Genomic DNA, 19,531 nt, shown 5'->3' on the forward strand with positions numbered 1-19,531 from the left:
CCTGTGATGTTCTTGCGCAGCATTCGGAAGCAGGCGGGGCGTTTCGGCAAGCCCCCGCTCCGCTTCGTTCACATCATCCCGGTCACACGCGGCAGCCAGAGCGCTATGCCCGGGAAGACGACGACGAGGGCCAAGGCCACGAACATCGCCAGGATCATCCAGACCACCCAGGGGATGGTGCTTTCCATCGTCACACCCGCGATGCGGCAGGAGACCATCAGGTTCACCGCCATGGGCGGTGTGAATTGCCCGATTGCGATCTTCATGGTGAGGATCACGCCGAACCAGGTCAGGTCCCATTCGAAGGCGCGGGCGATGGGGATCAGCACCGGCAGCAGGATGAGGAAGGTGGACACGCCGTCCAGGAACATCCCGATGAAGACCAGCGCCACCATCAGGAGCGCGATGGTCCCATACTCACCGAGCCCCAGGCCCACGATCCAGCCCGCGATGGGCTGCACGATGCCGAGCGTGGAGGTGGACCAGGCGAAGACGCTGGCGAGCGCGATGATGATGAGGATGACGGCCGAGATTTCGCCCGCCTCCACCAGCATTTCGTAGAGGTCGCGCATGGTCATGCTGCGGTAGATGAAGAAGCCCACGAAGAGGCCGTAGAACACCGCCATCACCGCCGCTTCCGTCGGCGTGAAGGCGCCGAGGCGCATGCCGCCCAGGATCACGACGGGCGCCATCAGGCCCCAGATCGCCTCCTTGAAGCTCTGCCAGACGGAGTTCTCGTCGCGCTCCGGATTCTTGCCCCCGAAATCCTTCAGCCAGGAGATGATGAGGATGGGCACGATGATGGCGATACCGGCCAGAATTCCCGGGAACATCCCCGCCATGAAGATGGCCGGCACCGAGACGCCCGGCACCATCACCGCATAGACGATGAAGGCGATGGAGGGCGGGATCAGGATGTCCGTCGCGGCGGCGGCACCCACGGTGGAGGCGATGAAGGGCCGCGGATAGCCATCCTTCACCATGCCGCGCGTGACCACCTGGCCCACGGCCGCGGACGTCGCAGGGCCGGAGCCCGAGATGCCGCCGATGATCATCGCCACCAGCACGGCCACGGATGCCAGCGCGCCACGCCCGGCGCCGACCAGCGCGGTGGCGAATTTCACGAGGCGGAGTGCGACGCCGGTGCGGTCGAAGACGCAGCCCACCAGCACGAACATCGGGATTGCGATCAGCGGATATTTCGCGATGCCGGCATAGACGTTGGTCGGCATCGCCATCAGCGTCTGGTCGGCCAGCGCGATGGCGAGCGCGCCGGCGAGGCCCAGCGCCACGCCGATCGGCACGCCGCCCAGCAGCAGGATCATGAACATCAGGAAGAGGATGGTCCCGATCATCCCTCTTCCCCCCGTGCCAGGCGGATGATGCGGCCCAGCGCACGGCCGATCACCAGGATGGCCAGCAACGGCAGCCAGATGGTGTAGAGCCATTGCGGATGGCCGAGGCCGGGCGAGAGGACCTCGAAATCATACTCGTCCCAGACCATGCGGGCGCCGAACCAGAGGATCAGCCCGAAGCAGAGGATGAGCAGGCCGAGCGCCATGATCTCCGCCACGCGGCGGCGGCCCGGGTTCATCTTGTCCACGAAGAAGCCGATGCGGATATGCCGCCCGCAGGCGGTGGCGAGCGCGGTGCCCACCAGCGCCACCACCACCATCAGGGCCACCGAATATTCCTCGGTGAAGGCGAGCGAGATGTTGGAGAGGTAGCGCGTGACCACATTCGCCGCTGTGATCAGCGCCATGGCGCCCATCGCAGCGGCCAGCAGCACGCGCTCCAGCGTCAGCGGGATGCGCGTCTTCGGGTCGGGCGGCGTGGCCGTCGGGTCGAAATCGGCGGCCATCAGCCGGGCGTCACGATGCGGCGCGGATGGCGGCTTCCGCCTTGCGCACCAGTTCGTTGCCGATGGTGCCGGACCAGCGCTCATAGACCGGGCGCAGCGCGGTGGCGAAAGCCTGCTTCTGCGCGGGCGTCAGCGTCGTCACCTCCACATTGCGGTTGCGCAGTTCCACCAGCGCGCTGTCATCCGTGCCGGGGATGCCAAGGCCACGGCGGGCCAGCGCGATATTGTTGCGCGCCGCCTCACGCGCGCATTCGCGCACCAGTTCCTGGTCGGCGGGCGTGAAGCTCGCCATCACGGACTTGGAAAGGCCGAAGATCAGCGCGTCATTCACATAGTTCCAGATGGTCATGTGGCGCTGCGCCAGCGTGTCCATGCGGAAGGCGAGGAAGAGGTTGACCGGGTTCTCCTGCCCATCCACCGCGCCGGTGCTGAGCGCGGGCTGCAGGTCGGCGAAGGACATCTGCAGCGGGTTGGCGCCCAGGCCATTGTAGATGTCGTTGAAGATGGCGCCGGCCGCGAAGCGGATCTTCAGGCCACGCAGATCGGCCGGGGCGCTGATCGCGCGGCGGGAATTGCTGATCTCGCGGAAGCCGTTCTCGCCGAAGGCCACCGCCGTCACGTCGCGCCGGTCCATGATGCCGACGAGGTCACGCCCCACCTCGCCATTGATCAGCGCGTCGAAGGCGCGATGGTCGGGCATCAGGAAGGGCAGCTGGAAGATGCCGGCCTCGCGCACCTGCGGCGCGATATTGATGGTGCTGAACACCGCGAAGTCGATGATGCCCTGGCGCATGGCCAAGAGCTCGCGCGTCTGGTCGCCGCCCACGAGCTGGCTGCCGGGATAGACGCGCACATTGATGCGTCCATTGGAGCGCTGCGTCACCAGCTCGGCCCATTGAAAGGCGCCCTCGGCGAAGGGGATGGGCCGGTTGCCGACGACGGAGAGCTTGTACTCCGGCCGATAGGCCGGCTGCGCGCCACCGATGCGCGGCGCAGCAAGAACGCCGGCGCCACCGGCCAGGAGGGCGCGGCCCAAAAGAACACGACGGGGGGTCTTCAGGCTCATGCGGGTCATCTCCTCCAGGCGGCTTTTGCATGCCGCGTTTCGGATGCCACAATGCCGCCGAGGGAGGCGGGCGCGCAAGACGCCCCGCCAGGGAGACGGATGGCGAAACGACTGGCGATCACGGGCGCGGCCTCGGGCATCGGGGCGGCCATCGGCGCCGCCGCCCGCGCCGCGGGCTGGGAGACGGCGCTGGCCGACCGCAACCCGGCAGAGGGGTGCGACGTGCTCGACGTGACGGATGCCGGCGCCGTGGCCGCATGGATCGGCGGGCTGACCGATGTGCAGGGCCTGGTCTGCTCCGCCGGCATCTCGGCCGCCACGCCCCTGCTCGACACCGCGCCGGAGACCTTCCGGCGGATTCTCGACGTGAACGTCACGGGCTGCTTCCTGGCCGCGCAGGCGGCGGCGCGCGCCATGGTGGCAGGTGGCAAGGGCGGCAGCATCGTGCTCATCGCCTCGGTCTCCGGCCTGCGCGGCGTGGAAGGGCGCGTCGCCTATGGTGCCTCCAAGGCGGCCGTCATCAACATGGCGCAGGTGATGGCGATGGACCTCGCCCCCCACGGCATCCGCGTGAACGCCATCTGCCCCGCGCCGATCGAGACGCCGATGGTCATGGCCCTGCATGATGCCGCGACCCGCGCGCAATGGCTCAGCCGCATCCCGGCCGCGCGCTATGGCCGTGTGGAGGAGGTGGCAGAAGCTGCTCTCTTCCTGCTCGATCCCGCGCGCTCCTCCTACATCACCGGCCACGCGCTGCCCGTGGATGGCGGCTATGCGGGCGCGGGGGTGCGGGCATGATCCCCGCCACCAATCTCGGCCGCCTGCTGAGCCAGACGGCACGCCGACTGCCCGATGCGCCGGCGCTGATCTGGCGCGAGCAGCGCTGGAGCTGGGCCGAGCTGAACGCCCGCGTGGACAGGCTGGCCGCCGCACTCCGCGCCCATGGCATCGGCCAGGGCGACCGCGTGCTGGTCCATGCGCGCAACGGCAACGCGATGTTCGAAAGCCTCTGGGCCACCTGGAAGATCGGCGGAGTCTGGGTGCCGACCAATGTGCGGCTGACCCCGCCCGAGGTCGCCTACCTGGCGGAGGCCAGCGGTGCCCGCGCGCTGCTGCGCGACCATGGCTTCGCGGATCACGCCGACGCGGTGCAGGAGGCCGCGCCCGGTTGCCGCCTGGTGATCGCGGTGGGCGATGCCCGCGCCCATGAGGCGGATTACGAGACGCTGCTCAACGAGGCGACGCCCCCGCCGCTGAACCACGAGGCCGAGGTCGGACGCGACGACCCTTGCTGGTTCTTCTTCACCTCCGGCACCACAGGCCGGCCCAAGGCCGCGGTGCTGACGCATGGCCAGATGGGCTTCATCATCACCAACCATCTGGCCGATCTCATGCCCGGCCTGACGGAGCGCGACGCCTCTCTGGTGGTCGCACCGCTGAGCCATGGCGCCGGCATCCATGCGCTCTGCCAGGTGGCGCGCGGCGCCCGCTCGGTGCTGCTGCCTGGCGAGCGGCTGGACACCGCCATCGCCTGGGAGCTGATCGCGCGGCATGGGGTGACGAACATGTTCACCGTGCCCACGATCCTGAACATGCTGGTGGCCGACCCCGCCGCCGCGCCGCACCAGCTGCGCCACGTCATCTATGCCGGCGCGCCCATGTACCGCGCCGACCAGCTCCGCGCGATGGAACGGCTCGGCCCCTGCCTCGTGCAGTATTTCGGGCTCGGCGAGGTGACCGGCTGCATCACCGTCCTGCGCCCCGACCAGCACAGCACCGACGACGCCGCCCCCGGCGCGCTCAGCGTCGGCGCGCCGCGCACCGGGATGGACATCGCGATCCTGGACGAGGACGGCCAGCATGCCGAGCGCGGCGAGATCTGCGTGCGCGGGCCTGGCGTCTTCGCCGGCTATTTCCAGAATGACCCGGCCAATGAAAAGGCCTTCCGGCAGGGCTGGTTCCACACGGGCGATCTCGGCTTCCTCGACGCGCATGGCTTCCTGCACATCACCGGCCGTGCGTCGGACATGTTCATCTCCGGCGGCTCCAACATCTATCCGCGCGAGGTGGAGGAGGCACTGCTGACGCACCCCGCCGTGGTCGAATGCGCCGTGGTCGGCATGCCCGATCCGCGCTGGGGCGAGTCCGGCGTCGCCTGCCTCGTGCTGCGCGCGCCGACACCGGCAGAGGAACTTCTCGCGCATCTCGAAGGCAGGCTCGCGCGCTACAAGCATCCGCGCCGCTTCGTGGTGTGGGAGGCGCTGCCCAAATCCGCCTATGGCAAGGTGCCCAAGACGCTGCTGGCCGAGCGCTTGCGCGCTGAGGGCGTGGGCTTTGCCTGACCCCTCGCCCCGATCAGGAGAAAAGACGATGTCTGGACAGAGCTTGCCCGTGATCGACATCGCGGGCCTTGGCAGCGGCGACCGGCTGCGGGAGATCGCGGCCGAGATCCGCGCCGCCTGCACCGGGCCCGGCTTCTTCTACATCCGCAATCACGGCGTGCCGGAGGCGACCATCGCCGCCGCCGTCGCCGCCGCGCGCCGCTTCTTCCACCTGCCCCCCGAGATCAAGGCCCGCACCCGCGCCAACCTCGCCCATCGCGGCTGGCATGCGGCCGGCGGCGCGGTGATGGCCGGCGCCACCAAGCCCGACCTGAAGGAGTTCTTCTCCCTCGGCCTCGACCTGCCAGCCGATCACCCGGTGGTGCTCGCCGGCGAAAAGCTGCGCGGCCCCAACCAGTGGCCGGCTGAGGTGCCGGAACTGCAACCGGCCATGGAGGCCTATTACGCGGAGATGATGCGCTGCGGCGCCGGCCTGATGCGCGCCATCGCCATCAGCCTGGACCTGCCGGAGGATTTCTTCACCCCGCACTACACCCTGCCACTGCAGCGCACCCAGGCCGTCTTCTATCCGCCGCAGCCGCCCGACGACACCGAAGGGTTCGGCGTGGCGCCGCATACCGATTTCGGCTGCATCACGCTGCTCTGGCAGGATGACAGCGGCGGGCTGGAAGTGAAGGAACGCCAATCCGGCGCCTGGATTCCCGCCCCGCCGCTGCCGGGCACGCTGGTGGTCAATGTGGGCGACCTGCTGGGTCGCTGGAGCAATGACCGCTTCGCCAGCACGCCGCATCGCGTGGTCAACCGCTCGGGCCATGAGCGCATGTCCATCGCGACCTTCCACGACCCCAACTTCAACGCGCCGATCGATCCGCGCGCCCTGGGCGCCGCGGCGCCGCTCTACGCGCAGACCACGGCGGGCAGCCATATCCTCGACTGCTTCGCCAAGGCCTTCGCCTACCGCAAGGGGGCGTAGGCGCTACGCGATCAGGGTGAAGGCGAAGGTGACCGGAGTGGCATTGAGGCCCACCGCATCCTCCGCCTCCAGCGTGATGTTGTAGGCGCCATCCGCGATGGGGCCGAACACGTCGGCCACGTCGAAGCTGAACCGGCCCAGCGCATCGAGGGCGATCTCCGCCGCCGCCCCGCCATCCAGCCGCGCATGGATCACGTCCAGTCCGTCGCGGTTGTCGAAGGCAAGCCCGCTCAGCACCGGCGGCGCGCTGAGCGGGGTGCCCGTCGCCGTGTTCAGCAGGATGATGGGCGCGTAGATGTCCTCGCCCTCGCTGCGCAGGAACTCGGCGATGCCCCAATCGGCCACGGCCTTGCCGAGCTGTTGGCCCTCGATATTGGCGCTGCTGAAATGGATGCCGCCATAGATGCGGCTGTCGCCCGCCTCCATCCCTGCCTGCACGAAATTGTCGAAGCTGCGGAAGACGCCCGGCAGGCCAACGCTGGCATTGGTGAAGGCGATGTTGTCGCCGAGCAGGTGGGTCAGCGCCCAGGCGGCGGCCAGGCTGCAGGTCGCATGGCCGGACGTGTAGTCCGGATGCGGCGGCGTCTCGAAGAGCGGGCGCCAGTTCGGATCGGCGATGGTGTCCGGGTTGCCGTCCGTGTCCGCCTCGCGGATCGCGGCGATGGGGCGCCAGAAATTATACTCGTATTTCGCATCCCAGGCGGCGATGGCGCCATCGGCACCCACCAGGTTCAGGCCGGCCATGATGCGGGCGGCCGAGGCGCTGGAATGACCGAGCTGCTCCAGCACCTCGCCGGCGATCTGGGCCCAGCGGCCGGCCGGCGTATAGGTGTTGGTCAGGTCCCGCCAGTAGAAGGCGATTTCTGTCTGCTCCTCGGTGCGGGTCGTCGAGTCGATGGCGCCCAGCGACTTCACCTCGTTGAACTCAGCCGCCCATTGCGCGCTGTCCAGCGCGGGCGGGCCGTCCGGGCGGAACTGCCCGCCATCCTCCATCAGGAAGGGCGTGATCTCGCCCCATTGCGGCAATTGCGCGGGGCGGCCCGGCAGTTCCGTGCCCCCCGGGCCGACACGTGGGGTGGGGCGCCAATCCCCGGGATCGGTGCCGGGCACATAGCTCACCACCGCGTCATGGCCATCGCCCGCGCGGATCGCGATCACGGCATCGGCCACGGCCTGGCCGAAGGCGACCGCCGCATCGCGGTCCGCCCCCGGCGCCAGCTGCGCCAGATCCTGCGCCAGGCGCGCGTCGAAGCTGGCCTGCAGCACGGCCGACTGCGCATTGCCCGTGAAGTAGACGCTGAGGACGCGATGTGCCGCCGCGGCGGCGGCGATGGGGGCCGAGATCCCCTCCGGCGCGTCAAGCGCGACCATGAAGGGGCTGGTTCCGTCGATGGCAGCGATCGCATCGAGGGTCGCGATGCTCTCCAGGGCCAGCAGACGCGAGGCATTCGCCGTCACCAGGCCGCCGATGCGGATCGCCTCCAGCATCACCCAGTTCCAACCCTGGATCGGGTCGGTCGTGCCATCATCCACGCGGGTGATGCCGAAATCGGCGAGGCTGCTGTTCCCCGCCGCATCGGTGATCTCGACGGTGAAGCTGTTCAGGCCGAGATCGAGGGCGACATTGCCGAACTGGAAGCGGCCATCGGCGCCCACCGTGGTGGTAATGCCGGTGCCGAGCAGCGTGACCGTCGCCCCCGCCTCGCCCTGGCCCACCAGATCCACCCAGCGGAAGGCGGTCATGTCGTCACCGCGTACGCCGCTGTCGGAGGAGGCGAGCAGGTCCAGCGCCGAGACGATGGGCGCCGTGCCGTCGATCACCAGCGAAAGCGGCGCGGAGGCCGCGCTGGTCAGCCCGCCCCGCGTCGCCTGCGCGGTGAAATCCTGCGTGCCATCGGCCAGCGGCGCCGTCGTGAAGGACCAGGCGCCATCGGCCCCGGCCGTGGCCTCGCCGAGCAGCACGCCCTGGGCGAAGACCTCGACCAGCGCATGGGCCGCCGCGCTACCGGTCAGCGTGATGCTGCGATCCGCCGTCAGCCCGTCGCCCGCGAGGCCGGTATCCTCGGAAAAGCCCGTGATGCTGGGCGGGGCCGGCACGCCGGTCACCTCGATGGTGGTGTCCGCGAAGCTCAGCAGTTCGACGCGCGTGAGGACATCCCGGCCCTCGGCGCCGGTCAGGTTCCGCACCTCGACCTGGCCCTGGCCCAGATCGGTGATGCGATAACCGGCAAGGTTGCCGTCGAACCGGGCCGTGTCGCGGCCACTGCCGCCATTCAGGCTGTCATTTCCCGCGCCGCCGCGCAGGATGTCATGACCCTCGCCGCCCGAGAGCAGGTCGTGGCCATCGCCACCATCCAGCAGGTCATCGCCCGCGCCCCCGGTCAGCGTGTCCTGGCCCGCGCCGCCGAAAAGCTCGTCCTGCCCCGCGCCGCCGGAGAGCTGGTCGTGCCCGTCCCCGCCATCGAGCGTGTCGTTCCCGTCACCGCCGGCCAGCGTGTCCTGCCCGGCGCCACCCGACAGGAGGTCGGCGCCGGCGCCACCGGTGAGCTGGTCATGCCCATCGCCGCCATGGAGCGCGTCATCGCCAGCGCCGCCATCGAGCGTGTCCTGCCCGGCGCCGCCCAGCAGGAGATCGGCGCCTTCGCCGCCCTGCAGAACGTCATGCCCGTTGCCGCCATCCAGCGTGTCATCGCCATAACCGCCGGCCAGCGTATCCTGCCCGTCCTCGCCCAGAAGGAGGTCGCCCCCGGCGTCGCCGGAGAGTTCGTCATGGCCGGTGCCGCCGCGCAGGATGTCGGCCGCGAGACCACCCACCAGCGTGTCATTGCCGCCGAAGCCCCAGATGTCGAGCGGACGGAACGGGTCGTCGAGGGGGCCGCCCAGACGGTCGGACCTGACGCTTCCCGGCACGAGCAGTCGGGTCATGGCGGTGCCTCTCAAGGTTTTTTGATGTCGCGTTTAAATATTAACGCCCGCTGCACCGCGCGCAAAGCGAAACCGCACAACGCTCCCGCGCATGCACGCCGGAACACCCACCCCAGGGTTGCAAGGACGCGAGGCGGGCGTTTCGTGCGACGCGGCTATTCCTTGAGTTCAACCCAGCGCAGATAGGGCCGGTCCGCCTTCCAACCCTGCGGGAAGCGCTTCGCCGCCTCCTCGTCCGACAGCGAAGGCACGATGATGGCGCGATCGCCCGGCTGCCAGTTCACCGGCGTCGCCACCTTGTGCCTGTCGGTGAGCTGGAGGCTGTCGATCACGCGCAGCACCTCGTGGAAGTTGCGGCCCGTGCTCGGCGGATAGGTGAGCGTGAGGCGCACCTTCCGCGCCGGGTCCAGCACATAGACGGTGCGGACGGTGATGGAGGGATCGGCCTCGGGATGGATCATCCCGTAGAGCTGCGAGACATGCTTCGATTGGTCGGCGATCATCGGGAAGTTCAGCGCCGTGCCCTGGGTCTGGTGAATGTCCTCGGCCCAGGCGTCATGCTTGTCGAGCGGGTCCACGCTCAGGCCAATCACCTTCACGCCACGCCTGTCGAATTCCGGCTTGAGGCGCGCGGCCTCGCCGAGTTCGGTGGTGCAGACCGGCGTGAAGTCGCGCGGGTGGGAGAAGAAGACCACCCAGCTGTCCTTCGCCCAGTCACTGAAGCGGATGGGGCCGTCGGTGGTTTCTGCCTCGAAATCGGGCGCGATCTGGCCGAGCGAGAGCGGGGCACCGTATTGCAAAGTCATCATCCAATCTCCGTAAGGGCGGCCAGCGCAATGAGGGCGAAGGCCGCGACAGTCATGAGCGTCACATCCCAGGCGGGCAGCCAGGGTTCCTCGGGCAAATCCTGAACCGGCGGCGGCGGTTCCGGGGTTAAGAATTCGATATTCTGGGCCTCGCTCCAATCAACCATGCGCATGGCGCAATCCTTCCAGGGTCTGGGTGAGGGCCGGACGGCCAAGGGTGGCGACGGCGCCGATGATGATCATCGCGGGCGTGGGCAGGCCGACGCGCCGTGCCTCCAGCGTGCATTGGCCGAGCGTGCTGTGCAGCACCGCCTGCCCGGGCAGGCTGGCCTGCGAGATGAGGGCCACGGGCGTCGCGGCAGGCAGCCCGCCGGCCAGCAGCCGCAGCGCCAGTTCATCGAGGCGCGACACGGCCATGAAGGCCGCGATGGTCCCCCCCGATTGCGCCAGCGCCGTCCAGTTCAGATCCGGCAGCGCGCCCGTCTCGTCATGCGCGGTCACGAAGGTGACGGCGGAGGCCATTCCACGATGCGTGATCGGGATACCGGCCGCGGCGGGCGCCGCCATGCCAGCCGAAATGCCGGGAATGACCCGCCAGGGAATGCCGGCGCCCGCGCAGGCCAGCGCCTCCTCACCGCCGCGGCCAAAGGTGAAGGGATCGCCGCCCTTCAACCGCAGCACGCGCAGCCCGGCCCGCGCGCCGGCGACCAGGCGCGCATTGATCTTGGCCTGAGGCACCGGGGCCGCACCCTTGCGCTTGCCCACCGCCACGATCTCGGCTGCGCGGCGGGCATGGCGCAGCGCGCCTCGGCCAGGCAGCGAGTCGTGCAGGATCAGATCCGCCTGGCCCAGCGCCTGAACGGCGCGCAGCGTGAGCAGTTCCGGATCTCCTGGGCCGGCGCCGCAGAGCCAGACTTCGCCCGGCGGGAAATGCGATCCGGCGAGGGCGGAGGATGATTGCACGATCATAAGCGATTGATTCCTGAAATTCTGCTTGACGTCAACGTAAATAAATGCGGAAAGCGGGTCCAGGTGTTTTACGGCAGGATTTTGGAAAATGACGCAGGCCAAACCCAGTGGAGCCGAGACCATCAAGGCCACGAGCCGCGGTCTGCGCGGCCCGCTCGACGCGGAACTGGGCGCGGAAGCCGCCAAGGGCGGCCTCTCCGAGGCTGCCTATACGTTGCTGAAATTCCACGGAACCTACGAGCAATTCGACCGCGACACCGCCACCGCACGCAAGCAGGCGGGCGAGGACAAGGATTGGTCCTTCATGGTCCGCGTCCGTGCCCCCGCCGGGCGGCTGACGGCGAAGCAATGGCTCGCGCTGGATGACCTCGCCGGCGCCTTCGCCGACGGCACGCTGCGCCTCACCTCCCGCCAGGGCGTGCAATTTCACGGCATCCTGCGTGAAAATTTGCGTGCCTCCGTCGCGGTCATCAACGCGACGCTCCTGACAACGCTGGCCGCCTGCGGCGACGTGGTGCGCAACGTCATCACCTCGCCCGCGCCCCGGCGTGACGCCATCCACGCCCGGCTGGAAGCGGAGGCCCGCCGCCTCTCGGACGCACTGCTGCCGAAGAGCCGCGCCCATCACGAGATCTTCCTGGGCGAGGAAGCCGCATCCGCCCCGGAGGAGGAGCCGCTCTACGGCCCCACCTATCTGCCCCGGAAATTCAAGATCGCCCTCATCCACCCCGACGACAACAGCGCCGATGTGCTGGCGAACGACCTCGGCTTCGTGATGCATCCCGAGGGCTGGATCGTGACCATCGGCGGCGGCATGGGGATGACGCACAACAAGCCCGCCACCTTCCCGCGCCTGGCCGACGCCGCCGCGCTGATCGGCCCCGAGGAAGTCCTGGAAATGGCGGAGGCCGTCGTCCGCCTTTCACGCGATCATGGCGACCGGAGCGACCGCAAGCATGCCCGCCTGAAATACGTGCTGGCCGAGCGCGGCGTGGAATGGGCCCGCGCCCGGCTTTCCGAGAATCTGGGCCGCCCCCTGCGCCCCGCGCCCCCCCTGCCCCGCCTGACGGTGCCCGATCACCTCGGCTGGCACCCCCAGGGCGATGGCCGCTGGTGGCTCGGCCTGCACATTCCCTCCGGGCGCATCGCGGGCGCGCTGCGCGCCACGCTGCGCGAGGCGATGAAGCGCTTCGGCGTGAACCCGATCGCCACCCCCGGGCAGGACCTGCTCCTCTCCGACGTGGCCGAGGCCGATCGCGCCGCGCTCGAAGCGCTGCTGCGCGACAATGCCGTGCCCCTGCCTGCGGCCTTCACCCCCATCGCCCGCGCCATGATGGCCTGCGTGGCGTTGCCCAGTTGCGGCCAGTCGCTGGCCGAGGGCGAGCGCGTACGCCAGCCCATCCTGGCCCAGGTGGAGCGCGAGCTGGAGCGCCTGGACCTGCTGGGCGAGCGCATCTCGCTGCGCCTGACCGGATGCCCCAATGGCTGCGCCCGCCCTTACCAGGGCGACATCGGCGTGGTGGGCCGCGCGCCCGGGCTCTACACGCTCTTTGTCGGTGGGGATTTGGCCGGCACGCGGCTCAGCTTCGCGGTGGCGGACAAGGTGCCGATGGAGGCCGTCGGCGCCACCCTCGCGCCGCTGCTGGCGCATTGGGCGGCCTGGCGCGTCGCCGGCGAGGGCTTCGGCGATTTCTGCACGCGCCAGGGGCCGGAAGCCTGCCGCGCGCTGACGGAGACGGCGCTCGCCGCATGATGCCGCTGGTCTTCACCAAGGCCACGCCGGTGCTGCTGGTGGGCCGCGGCCCGGCCTTCGAAAAGCGCCGCGCCCTGCTCGACGCGGCGGGGCTGCCGCTCACCCTGCATGCGACGCAGCCCGATGACGCAGCGCTGGACGCCGCGCGCCTCGTCTTCGGCGCCGGCCTCGACGAGGCGGAGGGCGAGGCGCTCGCCGCCGCGGCGCGCGCGCGCCGCATCCCGGTCAATATCGAGGATGTGCCGCATCTTTGCGACGTTCATGTGCCGGCGCTCATCCGCCGTGGCGACCTGCTGCTGACAGTCTCGACGGGCGGCGGCGCGCCGGCCATGGCGGCCGCGCTGCGCGCCTGGCTCGAGCGGCGCTTCGGCCCGGAGTGGGAATCGCACCTGGATGTACTGGCGCGGCAGCGCCAGGAATTGCGGGCGGCGGGTGCGACGCCGCCCGAGGTGATGCGGGCGCTCTCCGCCCGCATCCGGGAGGCAGCCTGGCTCGACTGCCCCTGTGAGATCACTCAGAAGCGGTAGCGGACCGCCGCGCTGATCACGAAGGGATTGATGTTCGCCTGCGCGCGGATCAAGCCGCTGTTCACGCTCGCATCCGGCTGCATCAGGATCCATTTGGCATCGAGGTTCAGCAGCCAGTTCGGCGCGATCTCGTAGTCCACGCCGATATTGGGCGCGACACCCACGGTGGCATCCACCCGCACGCGGTTGACCGGCGCGGAGGGATTGCCGCCATAGCCGTAGAAGAAGGTGGTGTTCAGGCCGACACCCACATAGGGGCTGATGCGCGATTGCGGCATCAGGTGGTACTGCAGCGTCAGCGTCGGCGGCAGCGCCCAGACCGTGCCGAGATTGACCGTCCCCAGCGCGGAGTTCGTCACCGTCAGCTTGTGCCGCGTGGTGGCGGCGATCAGGTTCAGCGCGATGTTCGGCGTGAAGAAATAGGTGCCGTCCAGCAGCGGGCTCGCCGCGTTGCTGGCCTGCGGCGTGCCGCCGATCAGGCTGACATTGCCGCCATTGGTGGGCAGCACGCCCACCGCGCCGAAGCCGATCATGAAGTCGCCCGTGCGCTTGCCGCGCAGCTCGACCTCCTGCGCCATCGCGGTGCCGGCCCCCGCCAGCATCATCGCGGCTGCAGCCCATTTTCCCCAGGATTTCATTGCCTCTTCCTCTGTGCAGCCCCTGCCGCTGAGGCAAAATTTACCGAGGCGAACGCATGTTGCATTGCGCTGGTTCAAGGGAGCGTGGGAAGGTTGCGGGCGCCCCAGGACCGGGACGCGGCGGCCCTATTCCGCGCGGATCTGCGCGCGTTCCACCACCCCGCGCCAGCGCGTCAGCTCCGCCTCCTGGAAGCGCCGGAACTCGGCGGCGCTGGATGCGACGACGTCGAAGCCGATCTGGTTCAGCCGCTGCCGGCTTTCGGGGTGCCGCAGCGCCTCGATGCAGGCGGCCTCGAGCCGCGCCAGGATGGGCGCCGGCACGCCCGCCGGCGCCATCACCGCCTGCCAGGAGGTGACGACGAAATCCGACAGGCCCAGTTCGGCCGCCGTCGGCACATCGGGCACGGTCGCGTTGCGCGCCGCGCTCGTCACCATCACGGCGCGCAGCCGGCCGGCCGCGATGTGCGGCGCCACCGTGCCGAGATTCTGGAAGGTGAGCTGCACATCGCCCGCCAGCAGCGCCGTCGCGGCCGCGGCACCGCCCTGGTAGGGGATGTGCGTCGCCTCGGTGTTCGTGCGCAGCTTGAAGAGTTCCATCGTCAGATGCTCGGAGGAGCCGACGCCCGAGGTGGAGTAGGAGGCGCGGCCGCCATTGGCGCGCAGCCAGGCGAGCACGCCGGCATAGTCGGTCGCCGGCACCTGCTGCGGGTTGATCACCATCACATTGGGCGTGGTGACCGCGAGCGTGATCGGCGCGAAATCCCGCACCGGGTCATAGGGCAGGTTGGGGCGCAGCGCCTTGTTGATAGCATAGACGCCGATCGAGCCGGTCATGATCGTGTGGCCATCGGCCGCCGCCCGCGCCATGGCCTGCGCCGCCACCGCGCCATTGGCGCCGGGCCGGTTCTCGACCACCACCGTCTGCCCCAGCAGCCCGCCCAGACGCGCCGCGATGACGCGCCCGGTGATGTCGGAGGGCCCGCCCGCCACGAAGGGGATCATCATGGTCACGGGGCGCTGCGGCCAATCGGCCGAGGGCTGCGCCTGAGCCAGCGCGGGCAGCAAAGCGGGGCTAGCGAGCAGGGTGCGGCGGTTCAGCATGCGGGGCTCCTCCTGTTTGGCCGCATCCTGCCGGCTCAGGCCCGGCTTGTCCAAACAACCTCTTCCGGTCATATCCGCCGCGTTACGGGAGCGAACATGAATGTCCATTGACCTCGAAATCGCCCGCGCCGCCACGCTGCGCCCCATCGCCGAGATCGCGGCGCGCGCCGGCATCCCGGACGAGGCGCTGGAGCCCTACGGCAAGTACAAAGCCAAGATCGGCCTCGATTTCGTGGCCCGCGCCCGGCACGACCGACCGCTCGGCAAGCTCGTCCTCGTCACCGGGATCAACCCGACCCCGGCCGGCGAGGGCAAGACGACGACGACCGTGGGCCTCGGCGATGCGCTGAACCACATCGGCAAGCGCGCGATGATCTGCCTGCGCGAACCCTCGCTCGGCCCCTGCTTCGGCGTGAAGGGGGGTGCCGCCGGCGGCGGCCATGCGCAGGTGGTGCCGATGGAGGACATCAACCTCCATTTCACCGGGGATTTCCACGCCATCACGGCCGCCAACAACCTGCTGGCCGCGATGATCGACAACCACATCTACTGGGGCAATGCGCTGGGCATTGACGCCCGCCGCGTCACCTGGCGCCGCGCGCTCGACATGAACGACCGCGCGCTGCGCAGCGTGGTGGGCTCGCTCGGCGGCACCGCCAATGGCTTCCCGCGCGAGGATGGCTTCGACATTGTCGTGGCCAGCGAGGTGATGGCGGCCTTCTGCCTCGCCTATGACCTGGCCGACCTGCAGAAGCGCCTGGGGCGGATCATCGTGGCCTCCACCCGCGACGGAAAGCCGGTGACGGCGGCCGACCTCAAGGCCGATGGCGCGATGGCGGTGCTGCTGCGCGATGCGTTGGCGCCGAACCTGGTGCAGACGCTCGCGGGCTCGCCGGCCCTCGTGCATGGCGGGCCTTTCGCCAATATTGCGCATGGCTGCAATTCGGTGATGGCGACGACACTGGGCCTGCATCTCTCAGACGTGGTGGTGACGGAGGCTGGCTTCGGCGCCGACCTCGGCGCCGAGAAATTCCTCGACATCAAGTGCCGACTCGCCGGCCTCTCCCCCGATGCCTGCGTGATCGTCGCCACCATCCGCGCGCTGAAGATGCATGGCGGCGTGGCCAAGGCCGATCTCGGCCGCGAGGATGTGGGGGCCGTGAAGCGCGGGGTCGCGAACCTCGCCCGCCATGTGGAGAACATCAAGAAATTCGGCCTGCCGCCGGTGGTGGCGCTGAACCGCTTCACCGCGGACACGGAGGCCGAGATCAAGGCCGTGCAGGAGGCGATGGCGGCACTCGGCACCGAGGCCATCCTCTGCACCCATTGGTCGGACGGTGCGGCCGGCACGGTGGAGCTGGCGCATGCCGTGATGCGGCGGCTCGATGCGAAGGAGGCGGCGTTCCAGCCGCTCTACCCGGATGCGATGCCGCTGGCGGACAAGGTCGGCGCCATCGCGCGCGAGATCTACCGCGCGCGGGACGTGGCGATCCCGGATGCGGTGCTGGCGAAGCTGAAGCGCTTCGAGGCGATGGGCTTCGGCGCGGCGCCCATCTGCATCGCCAAGACGCAATACAGCTTCTCGGCCGACCCGACCGCGCTGGGTGCGCCCGTGGATCATGTGCTGCCGGTGCGGGACGTGCGGCTGCTGGCGGGCGCGGGCTTCGTCGTCGCCATCACGGGCGACGTGATGACCATGCCCGGCCTGCCCCGCGTGCCGGCGGCCGAGACCATCCGGCTGGATGAGGCCGGGCGGATCGAGGGACTGTTTTAGGTCCGAGCCTGATCGCCCTTGGTGGCATTACCAAAGGCGTGAATCAGCCTCGCGGCCAGAGGAAGGGATGCCATGGCGCGCTGGCCGGGTGATGGCCCGCTGCGTTGCGTCGGATGTGGCCGAAGCCCCGGACGTTCATGTGCATCCCGGCGAGCAGCAGCCAGTCCGCCACCGCCATGTCGAAGACGCGGCGGCGCGTGGCGGCTGGCCTGCCCCCTAAAAGCGGTTCGCCGGTTATGTCGTCCGGTGGCAGCGGGGGGAGGTTCTGGGATGATGCGGAAGAAGACGCAAACGCCCGAGGAGATTGGCGCGAAGCTGCGGCAGGCTGAGGTGCTGATCGAGAACCAGCACCGGCACGACAACCGGGTACGGCCGCATTCCGCGCTGGCATGGGTCGCGTGGACCAACTGGCGACTTGAGGATTCCCATCGCGCCTCGGGCGTGATTCCAGGCTGATCTCAGGCATGGAGATCGGCGTTGATCCGCGGGCTGCTGACGGACGAGGAGCGGTCTTTCTTCGAATCTTTTGTGGTGTCGGCCGGCCCGCTTGGCGGCAGGCCCGCCCGCGATCACCAGCGGGTGCTGGACGCCATCTTTTGAGTGGCGCGCACCGGCGTGCCGTGGCGTGACCTGCCCGCTGAACTCGGCAACTGGAACTCGGCATTCCGCCAGTTCCGGCGCTGGACTGCATCCGGCTCGTGGGACGTGATGCTGGTGGCCTTGGCCGATGGCGGTGGAGATGCCGACCTGCCGCAGATGATGGAGAGCACCAGCATCCGGGCGCACCACTGCGCCGCCGGCGGAAGGGGGGCGGGACTCATCGCCAGGGTCTTGGGCGCTCACGAGGCGGCTTCACGAACAAGCTCCACAGCCGCGGCAACGCGCATGGCCTGCCCATCGCCCTGCATGTGACCGCTGGGCAGGAGGCCGACCGCGCGAACTACGAGGCGCTGACGGAGGCGCGCGACAGCGACCCGATACGGCGGAACCTGCGCGACCGTGGTGCCGTGCCGGAAACCCCGACGAAGCGGAACCGCCACGTCCAGCCCAGCGTCAGCCGTCCCCTATCCGCACTCCGCAGCCGCATCGAGTGCTTCATCAACCGCCTGAAGAACAGCCGCCGCATCGCCACCCGCTACGACCAGACCGCCGACAGCTTCCTCGGCTTCGCCGCTCTCGCCTCGATCCGCCTATGGACCCGGTTTGTCCATGCGACCTAGCCGAGCAGGTGTAGTGGGGAATTTCGTGGGGAACGGAACAAAACGACCCGAAAACCCGCAGAAAACCTAGGGAACTGGCGGAGGGGATGGGATTCGAACCCACGAGAGGGATTATCTCCCTCTAACGGTTTAGCAAACCGCCGCCTTCGGCCACTCGGCCACCCCTCCGCAGGAGTTTGAAGTTCACACGGCGTATGCAAGAGGCCTGATACAGGCCAAGCCCCCCGCCGTCAAACGGTCTCAGCTCAGCGCCACCTCGAAGCCGCGGGCCGTCGCCGGGCGGGCCATCATGCGCTCATACCAGGCCGCCACATGCGGCAGGTCGTCGAAGGGCACCTGGTGCCGCTCATGCCGCCAGGCCCAGCCAAGGATGGCGAAGTCGGCAATGCTGGGTTCGCCCTCCGTCGCCACGAAGTCGCGCCCCGCGAGGCGGCGGTCCAGCACGCCATAGAGGCGCTTGGTCTCGGCGTGGTAACGATTGAAGCCGTAGTCTCGGGCCGGCCCCTCGGGCTGCATCAGGAAGTGATGCACCTGGCCGGGCATGGGGCCGAAGCCGCCCATCTGCCACATCAGCCATTCCATCACCGGCACGCGGGCGCGCAAATCCCTCGGCATGAAGCGTCCGGTCTTCTCGGCGAGATAGTAGAGGATCGCGCCGCTCTCGAAGACCGTGATGGGCTGCCCGCCCGGCCCGTCGGGGTCCTTGATGGCCGGGATGCGGTTGTTGGGCGAGAAGGCGAGGAAGCTCGGCTCGAACTGCTTCTTGTTGCTGATGTCCACCGGCACCACCGTATAGGGCAGGCCCATCTCCTCCAGCGCCACGCTGATCTTGCGGCCGTTGGGCGTGTTCCAGGTGTGGAATTCGATCGTCATCGGTGTGCCTTTTTTCGGACGGATGTTGCCGGCAGAATGCCACTTCGCCGCCCCGGAAGCATCCCCCAGCCCTGGAAGACCGCATGACCTCCCGTCCCTCCGACGACACGCTGACCCGTCTGCGCTACGACGCGGACAAGCGCTCGGCCCTCGTCGCCTATCTGATCTGGTTCTTCCTGGGCTATGGCGGGGTGCACCGCATGTATCTCGGCTACTGGGTCAGCGGTCTCATCATGCTGGCGCTCTTCGCGGTCTCGGCGCTCTTCACGCTGGTGCTGATCGGCTATGCCGGGATCGGCCTCATCCTCCTCTGGTGGCTGGTGGATGCGCTGCTGATCCCGGGCATGACGCGGCGGGCCAATCACCGGCTGATCGATCGCCTCACGCGCTGAATTGTCATCGGGCTGCGGTAACGCGGGCCCGCCCCGGGCGTTACCCTTCGCGCACCAACCGGGAGGGATGCCGCATGTCGGATGTGAAGATCGAAATCGAGGGCGACAGCGACGCCGCCGTGGCGCTGGCCCTGCTCCGCATGATCTCCACCGCGGAGGGCAAGAACGAGGATGGCGACCGCGAGTGGTTCCTGGAAACCTTCGCGGCCTGCATGGCCGTGGTGCGCGACGCCGAGGTGATGAACCTCGACGACATCGAGGAGGATGACCAGGAAGAGGAAGGCGAGGAAGAGGACGGCCCCGCCAACTGA

General features: G+C 69.1%; 19 protein-coding genes, 1 tRNA gene and 1 pseudogene. 10 read left to right on the forward strand and 11 right to left on the reverse strand.

The features are described from left to right. Positions 1-68: 68 nt before the first annotated feature. Genes ACQ860_RS08255 through dctP form a run of 3 tightly spaced genes read right to left on the reverse strand, consistent with a single transcriptional unit; the run spans position 69 to position 2,927 of the window. Positions 69-1,355: a TRAP transporter large permease gene (locus tag ACQ860_RS08255; protein ID WP_431302906.1), complete on the reverse strand. Its 1,287-nt coding sequence runs from the start codon at positions 1,353-1,355 to the stop codon at positions 69-71. Further along, positions 1,352-1,861 (reverse strand): TRAP transporter small permease, encoded by a 510-nt coding sequence (locus tag ACQ860_RS08260; protein ID WP_431302907.1) that lies wholly within the window; start codon positions 1,859-1,861, stop codon positions 1,352-1,354. The genes ACQ860_RS08255 and ACQ860_RS08260 overlap by 4 nt, the downstream gene beginning before the upstream one ends. 10 nt (positions 1,862-1,871) lie before the next feature. Then, on the reverse strand, positions 1,872-2,927 hold the full coding sequence (dctP, locus tag ACQ860_RS08265; protein WP_431302908.1) for a TRAP transporter substrate-binding protein DctP: 1,056 nt from the start codon (positions 2,925-2,927) through the stop codon (positions 1,872-1,874). A gap of 99 nt (positions 2,928-3,026) precedes the next feature. Between dctP and ACQ860_RS08270 the strand changes: the two genes are divergently transcribed. Genes ACQ860_RS08270 through ACQ860_RS08280 form a run of 3 tightly spaced genes read left to right on the forward strand, consistent with a single transcriptional unit; the run spans position 3,027 to position 6,242 of the window. Continuing rightward, positions 3,027-3,725, forward strand: a complete 699-nt coding sequence (locus ACQ860_RS08270; RefSeq protein WP_431302909.1) for an SDR family NAD(P)-dependent oxidoreductase — start codon at positions 3,027-3,029, stop codon at positions 3,723-3,725. Then, the gene (locus ACQ860_RS08275) at positions 3,722-5,269 is read left to right on the forward strand and encodes an acyl-CoA synthetase (RefSeq protein WP_431302910.1); all 1,548 of its coding nucleotides are present in this window, start codon (positions 3,722-3,724) and stop codon (positions 5,267-5,269) included. Before ACQ860_RS08270 ends, ACQ860_RS08275 begins: the two co-directional genes overlap by 4 nt. 28 nt (positions 5,270-5,297) lie before the next feature. Then, positions 5,298-6,242 carry an isopenicillin N synthase family dioxygenase gene (locus tag ACQ860_RS08280; RefSeq protein ID WP_431302911.1) on the forward strand — a complete coding sequence of 315 codons (945 nt, stop codon included), beginning with the start codon at positions 5,298-5,300 and terminating at the stop codon, positions 6,240-6,242. A gap of 3 nt (positions 6,243-6,245) precedes the next feature. Here the strand turns inward: ACQ860_RS08280 and ACQ860_RS08285 are convergent, their stop codons facing one another. From ACQ860_RS08285 to cobA, 4 genes are all read right to left on the reverse strand, one after another. After that, entirely contained in the window at positions 6,246-9,167 is a 2,922-nt protein-coding gene (locus tag ACQ860_RS08285) for an Ig-like domain-containing protein (RefSeq protein WP_431302912.1), read from the reverse strand. Positions 9,168-9,322: 155 nt separating this feature from the next. Continuing rightward, the gene (locus tag ACQ860_RS08290) at positions 9,323-9,973 is read right to left on the reverse strand and encodes a peroxiredoxin (protein WP_431302913.1); all 651 of its coding nucleotides are present in this window, start codon (positions 9,971-9,973) and stop codon (positions 9,323-9,325) included. Beyond that, positions 9,973-10,146, reverse strand: a complete 174-nt coding sequence (locus tag ACQ860_RS08295; protein ID WP_431302914.1) for a hypothetical protein — start codon at positions 10,144-10,146, stop codon at positions 9,973-9,975. The genes ACQ860_RS08290 and ACQ860_RS08295 overlap by 1 nt, the downstream gene beginning before the upstream one ends. After that, positions 10,133-10,936, reverse strand: a complete 804-nt coding sequence (gene cobA, locus ACQ860_RS08300) for a uroporphyrinogen-III C-methyltransferase (RefSeq protein WP_431302915.1) — start codon at positions 10,934-10,936, stop codon at positions 10,133-10,135. Before cobA ends, ACQ860_RS08295 begins: the two co-directional genes overlap by 14 nt. Before the next feature lie 94 nt (positions 10,937-11,030). Between cobA and ACQ860_RS08305 the strand changes: the two genes are divergently transcribed. Together ACQ860_RS08305 and ACQ860_RS08310 are read left to right on the forward strand one after the other, a co-directional pair. Next, positions 11,031-12,695: an NADPH-dependent assimilatory sulfite reductase hemoprotein subunit gene (locus ACQ860_RS08305; RefSeq protein ID WP_431302916.1), complete on the forward strand. Its 1,665-nt coding sequence runs from the start codon at positions 11,031-11,033 to the stop codon at positions 12,693-12,695. Continuing rightward, positions 12,692-13,222 carry an NAD(P)-dependent oxidoreductase gene (locus ACQ860_RS08310; protein ID WP_431302917.1) on the forward strand — a complete coding sequence of 177 codons (531 nt, stop codon included), beginning with the start codon at positions 12,692-12,694 and terminating at the stop codon, positions 13,220-13,222. Before ACQ860_RS08305 ends, ACQ860_RS08310 begins: the two co-directional genes overlap by 4 nt. On the opposite strand, the gene ACQ860_RS08315 is transcribed toward ACQ860_RS08310, so the two are convergent. Then, positions 13,210-13,860, reverse strand: a complete 651-nt coding sequence (locus ACQ860_RS08315; protein ID WP_431302918.1) for an OmpW/AlkL family protein — start codon at positions 13,858-13,860, stop codon at positions 13,210-13,212. The two genes, ACQ860_RS08310 and ACQ860_RS08315, sit on opposite strands and share 13 nt — an antisense overlap. A gap of 126 nt (positions 13,861-13,986) precedes the next feature. After that, on the reverse strand, positions 13,987-14,961 hold the full coding sequence (locus tag ACQ860_RS08320; RefSeq protein WP_431302919.1) for a Bug family tripartite tricarboxylate transporter substrate binding protein: 975 nt from the start codon (positions 14,959-14,961) through the stop codon (positions 13,987-13,989). Between the two features lie 100 nt (positions 14,962-15,061). Here ACQ860_RS08320 and ACQ860_RS08325 point away from each other — a divergent pair, with 100 nt between their 5' ends. From ACQ860_RS08325 to ACQ860_RS08335, 3 genes and pseudogenes are all read left to right on the forward strand, one after another. Then, positions 15,062-16,735 (forward strand): formate--tetrahydrofolate ligase, encoded by a 1,674-nt coding sequence (locus tag ACQ860_RS08325; protein ID WP_431302920.1) that lies wholly within the window; start codon positions 15,062-15,064, stop codon positions 16,733-16,735. Between the two features lie 270 nt (positions 16,736-17,005). After that, positions 17,006-17,191 (forward strand): hypothetical protein, encoded by a 186-nt coding sequence (locus tag ACQ860_RS08330; RefSeq protein ID WP_431302921.1) that lies wholly within the window; start codon positions 17,006-17,008, stop codon positions 17,189-17,191. A 21-nt stretch (positions 17,192-17,212) separates the two neighbouring features. Next, positions 17,213-17,955: pseudogene (locus ACQ860_RS08335) on the forward strand (IS5 family transposase). Positions 17,956-18,030: 75 nt separating this feature from the next. Here ACQ860_RS08335 and ACQ860_RS08340 read toward each other — a convergent pair. Both ACQ860_RS08340 and ACQ860_RS08345 read right to left on the reverse strand, forming a co-directional pair. Then, positions 18,031-18,123 (reverse strand) — tRNA-Ser (locus ACQ860_RS08340). 72 nt (positions 18,124-18,195) lie between these two features. Continuing rightward, complete coding sequence (locus tag ACQ860_RS08345; RefSeq protein WP_431302922.1) at positions 18,196-18,828, reverse strand: glutathione S-transferase family protein; 633 nt, start codon at positions 18,826-18,828, stop codon at positions 18,196-18,198. An 83-nt stretch (positions 18,829-18,911) separates the two neighbouring features. On the opposite strand from ACQ860_RS08345, the gene ACQ860_RS08350 reads away from it, so the two are divergent. Beyond that, on the forward strand, positions 18,912-19,220 hold the full coding sequence (locus ACQ860_RS08350; RefSeq protein WP_431302923.1) for a TM2 domain-containing protein: 309 nt from the start codon (positions 18,912-18,914) through the stop codon (positions 19,218-19,220). Between the two features lie 74 nt (positions 19,221-19,294). After that, entirely contained in the window at positions 19,295-19,531 is a 237-nt protein-coding gene (locus ACQ860_RS08355; RefSeq protein WP_431302924.1) for a hypothetical protein, read from the forward strand.

Origin of the sequence: Sediminicoccus sp. BL-A-41-H5, assembly GCF_050632405.1 — a bacterium.
Lineage (GTDB): Bacteria > Pseudomonadota > Alphaproteobacteria > Acetobacterales > Acetobacteraceae > Roseococcus.

Coding starts and splice junctions, on each gene's coding strand:
- ACQ860_RS08255 (WP_431302906.1), bottom strand. CDS start 1,355: ATGATCGGGACCATCCTCTTCCTGATGTTCATGATCCTGCTGCTGGGC.
- ACQ860_RS08260 (WP_431302907.1), bottom strand. CDS start 1,861: ATGGCCGCCGATTTCGACCCGACGGCCACGCCGCCCGACCCGAAGACG.
- dctP (WP_431302908.1), bottom strand. CDS start 2,927: ATGAGCCTGAAGACCCCCCGTCGTGTTCTTTTGGGCCGCGCCCTCCTG.
- ACQ860_RS08270 (WP_431302909.1), top strand. CDS start 3,027: ATGGCGAAACGACTGGCGATCACGGGCGCGGCCTCGGGCATCGGGGCG.
- ACQ860_RS08275 (WP_431302910.1), top strand. CDS start 3,722: ATGATCCCCGCCACCAATCTCGGCCGCCTGCTGAGCCAGACGGCACGC.
- ACQ860_RS08280 (WP_431302911.1), top strand. CDS start 5,298: ATGTCTGGACAGAGCTTGCCCGTGATCGACATCGCGGGCCTTGGCAGC.
- ACQ860_RS08285 (WP_431302912.1), bottom strand. CDS start 9,167: ATGACCCGACTGCTCGTGCCGGGAAGCGTCAGGTCCGACCGTCTGGGC.
- ACQ860_RS08290 (WP_431302913.1), bottom strand. CDS start 9,973: ATGACTTTGCAATACGGTGCCCCGCTCTCGCTCGGCCAGATCGCGCCC.
- ACQ860_RS08295 (WP_431302914.1), bottom strand. CDS start 10,146: ATGCGCATGGTTGATTGGAGCGAGGCCCAGAATATCGAATTCTTAACC.
- ACQ860_RS08305 (WP_431302916.1), top strand. CDS start 11,031: ATGACGCAGGCCAAACCCAGTGGAGCCGAGACCATCAAGGCCACGAGC.
- ACQ860_RS08310 (WP_431302917.1), top strand. CDS start 12,692: ATGATGCCGCTGGTCTTCACCAAGGCCACGCCGGTGCTGCTGGTGGGC.
- ACQ860_RS08315 (WP_431302918.1), bottom strand. CDS start 13,860: ATGAAATCCTGGGGAAAATGGGCTGCAGCCGCGATGATGCTGGCGGGG.
- ACQ860_RS08320 (WP_431302919.1), bottom strand. CDS start 14,961: ATGCTGAACCGCCGCACCCTGCTCGCTAGCCCCGCTTTGCTGCCCGCG.
- ACQ860_RS08325 (WP_431302920.1), top strand. CDS start 15,062: ATGTCCATTGACCTCGAAATCGCCCGCGCCGCCACGCTGCGCCCCATC.
- ACQ860_RS08330 (WP_431302921.1), top strand. CDS start 17,006: ATGATGCGGAAGAAGACGCAAACGCCCGAGGAGATTGGCGCGAAGCTG.
- ACQ860_RS08345 (WP_431302922.1), bottom strand. CDS start 18,828: ATGACGATCGAATTCCACACCTGGAACACGCCCAACGGCCGCAAGATC.
- ACQ860_RS08350 (WP_431302923.1), top strand. CDS start 18,912: ATGACCTCCCGTCCCTCCGACGACACGCTGACCCGTCTGCGCTACGAC.
- ACQ860_RS08355 (WP_431302924.1), top strand. CDS start 19,295: ATGTCGGATGTGAAGATCGAAATCGAGGGCGACAGCGACGCCGCCGTG.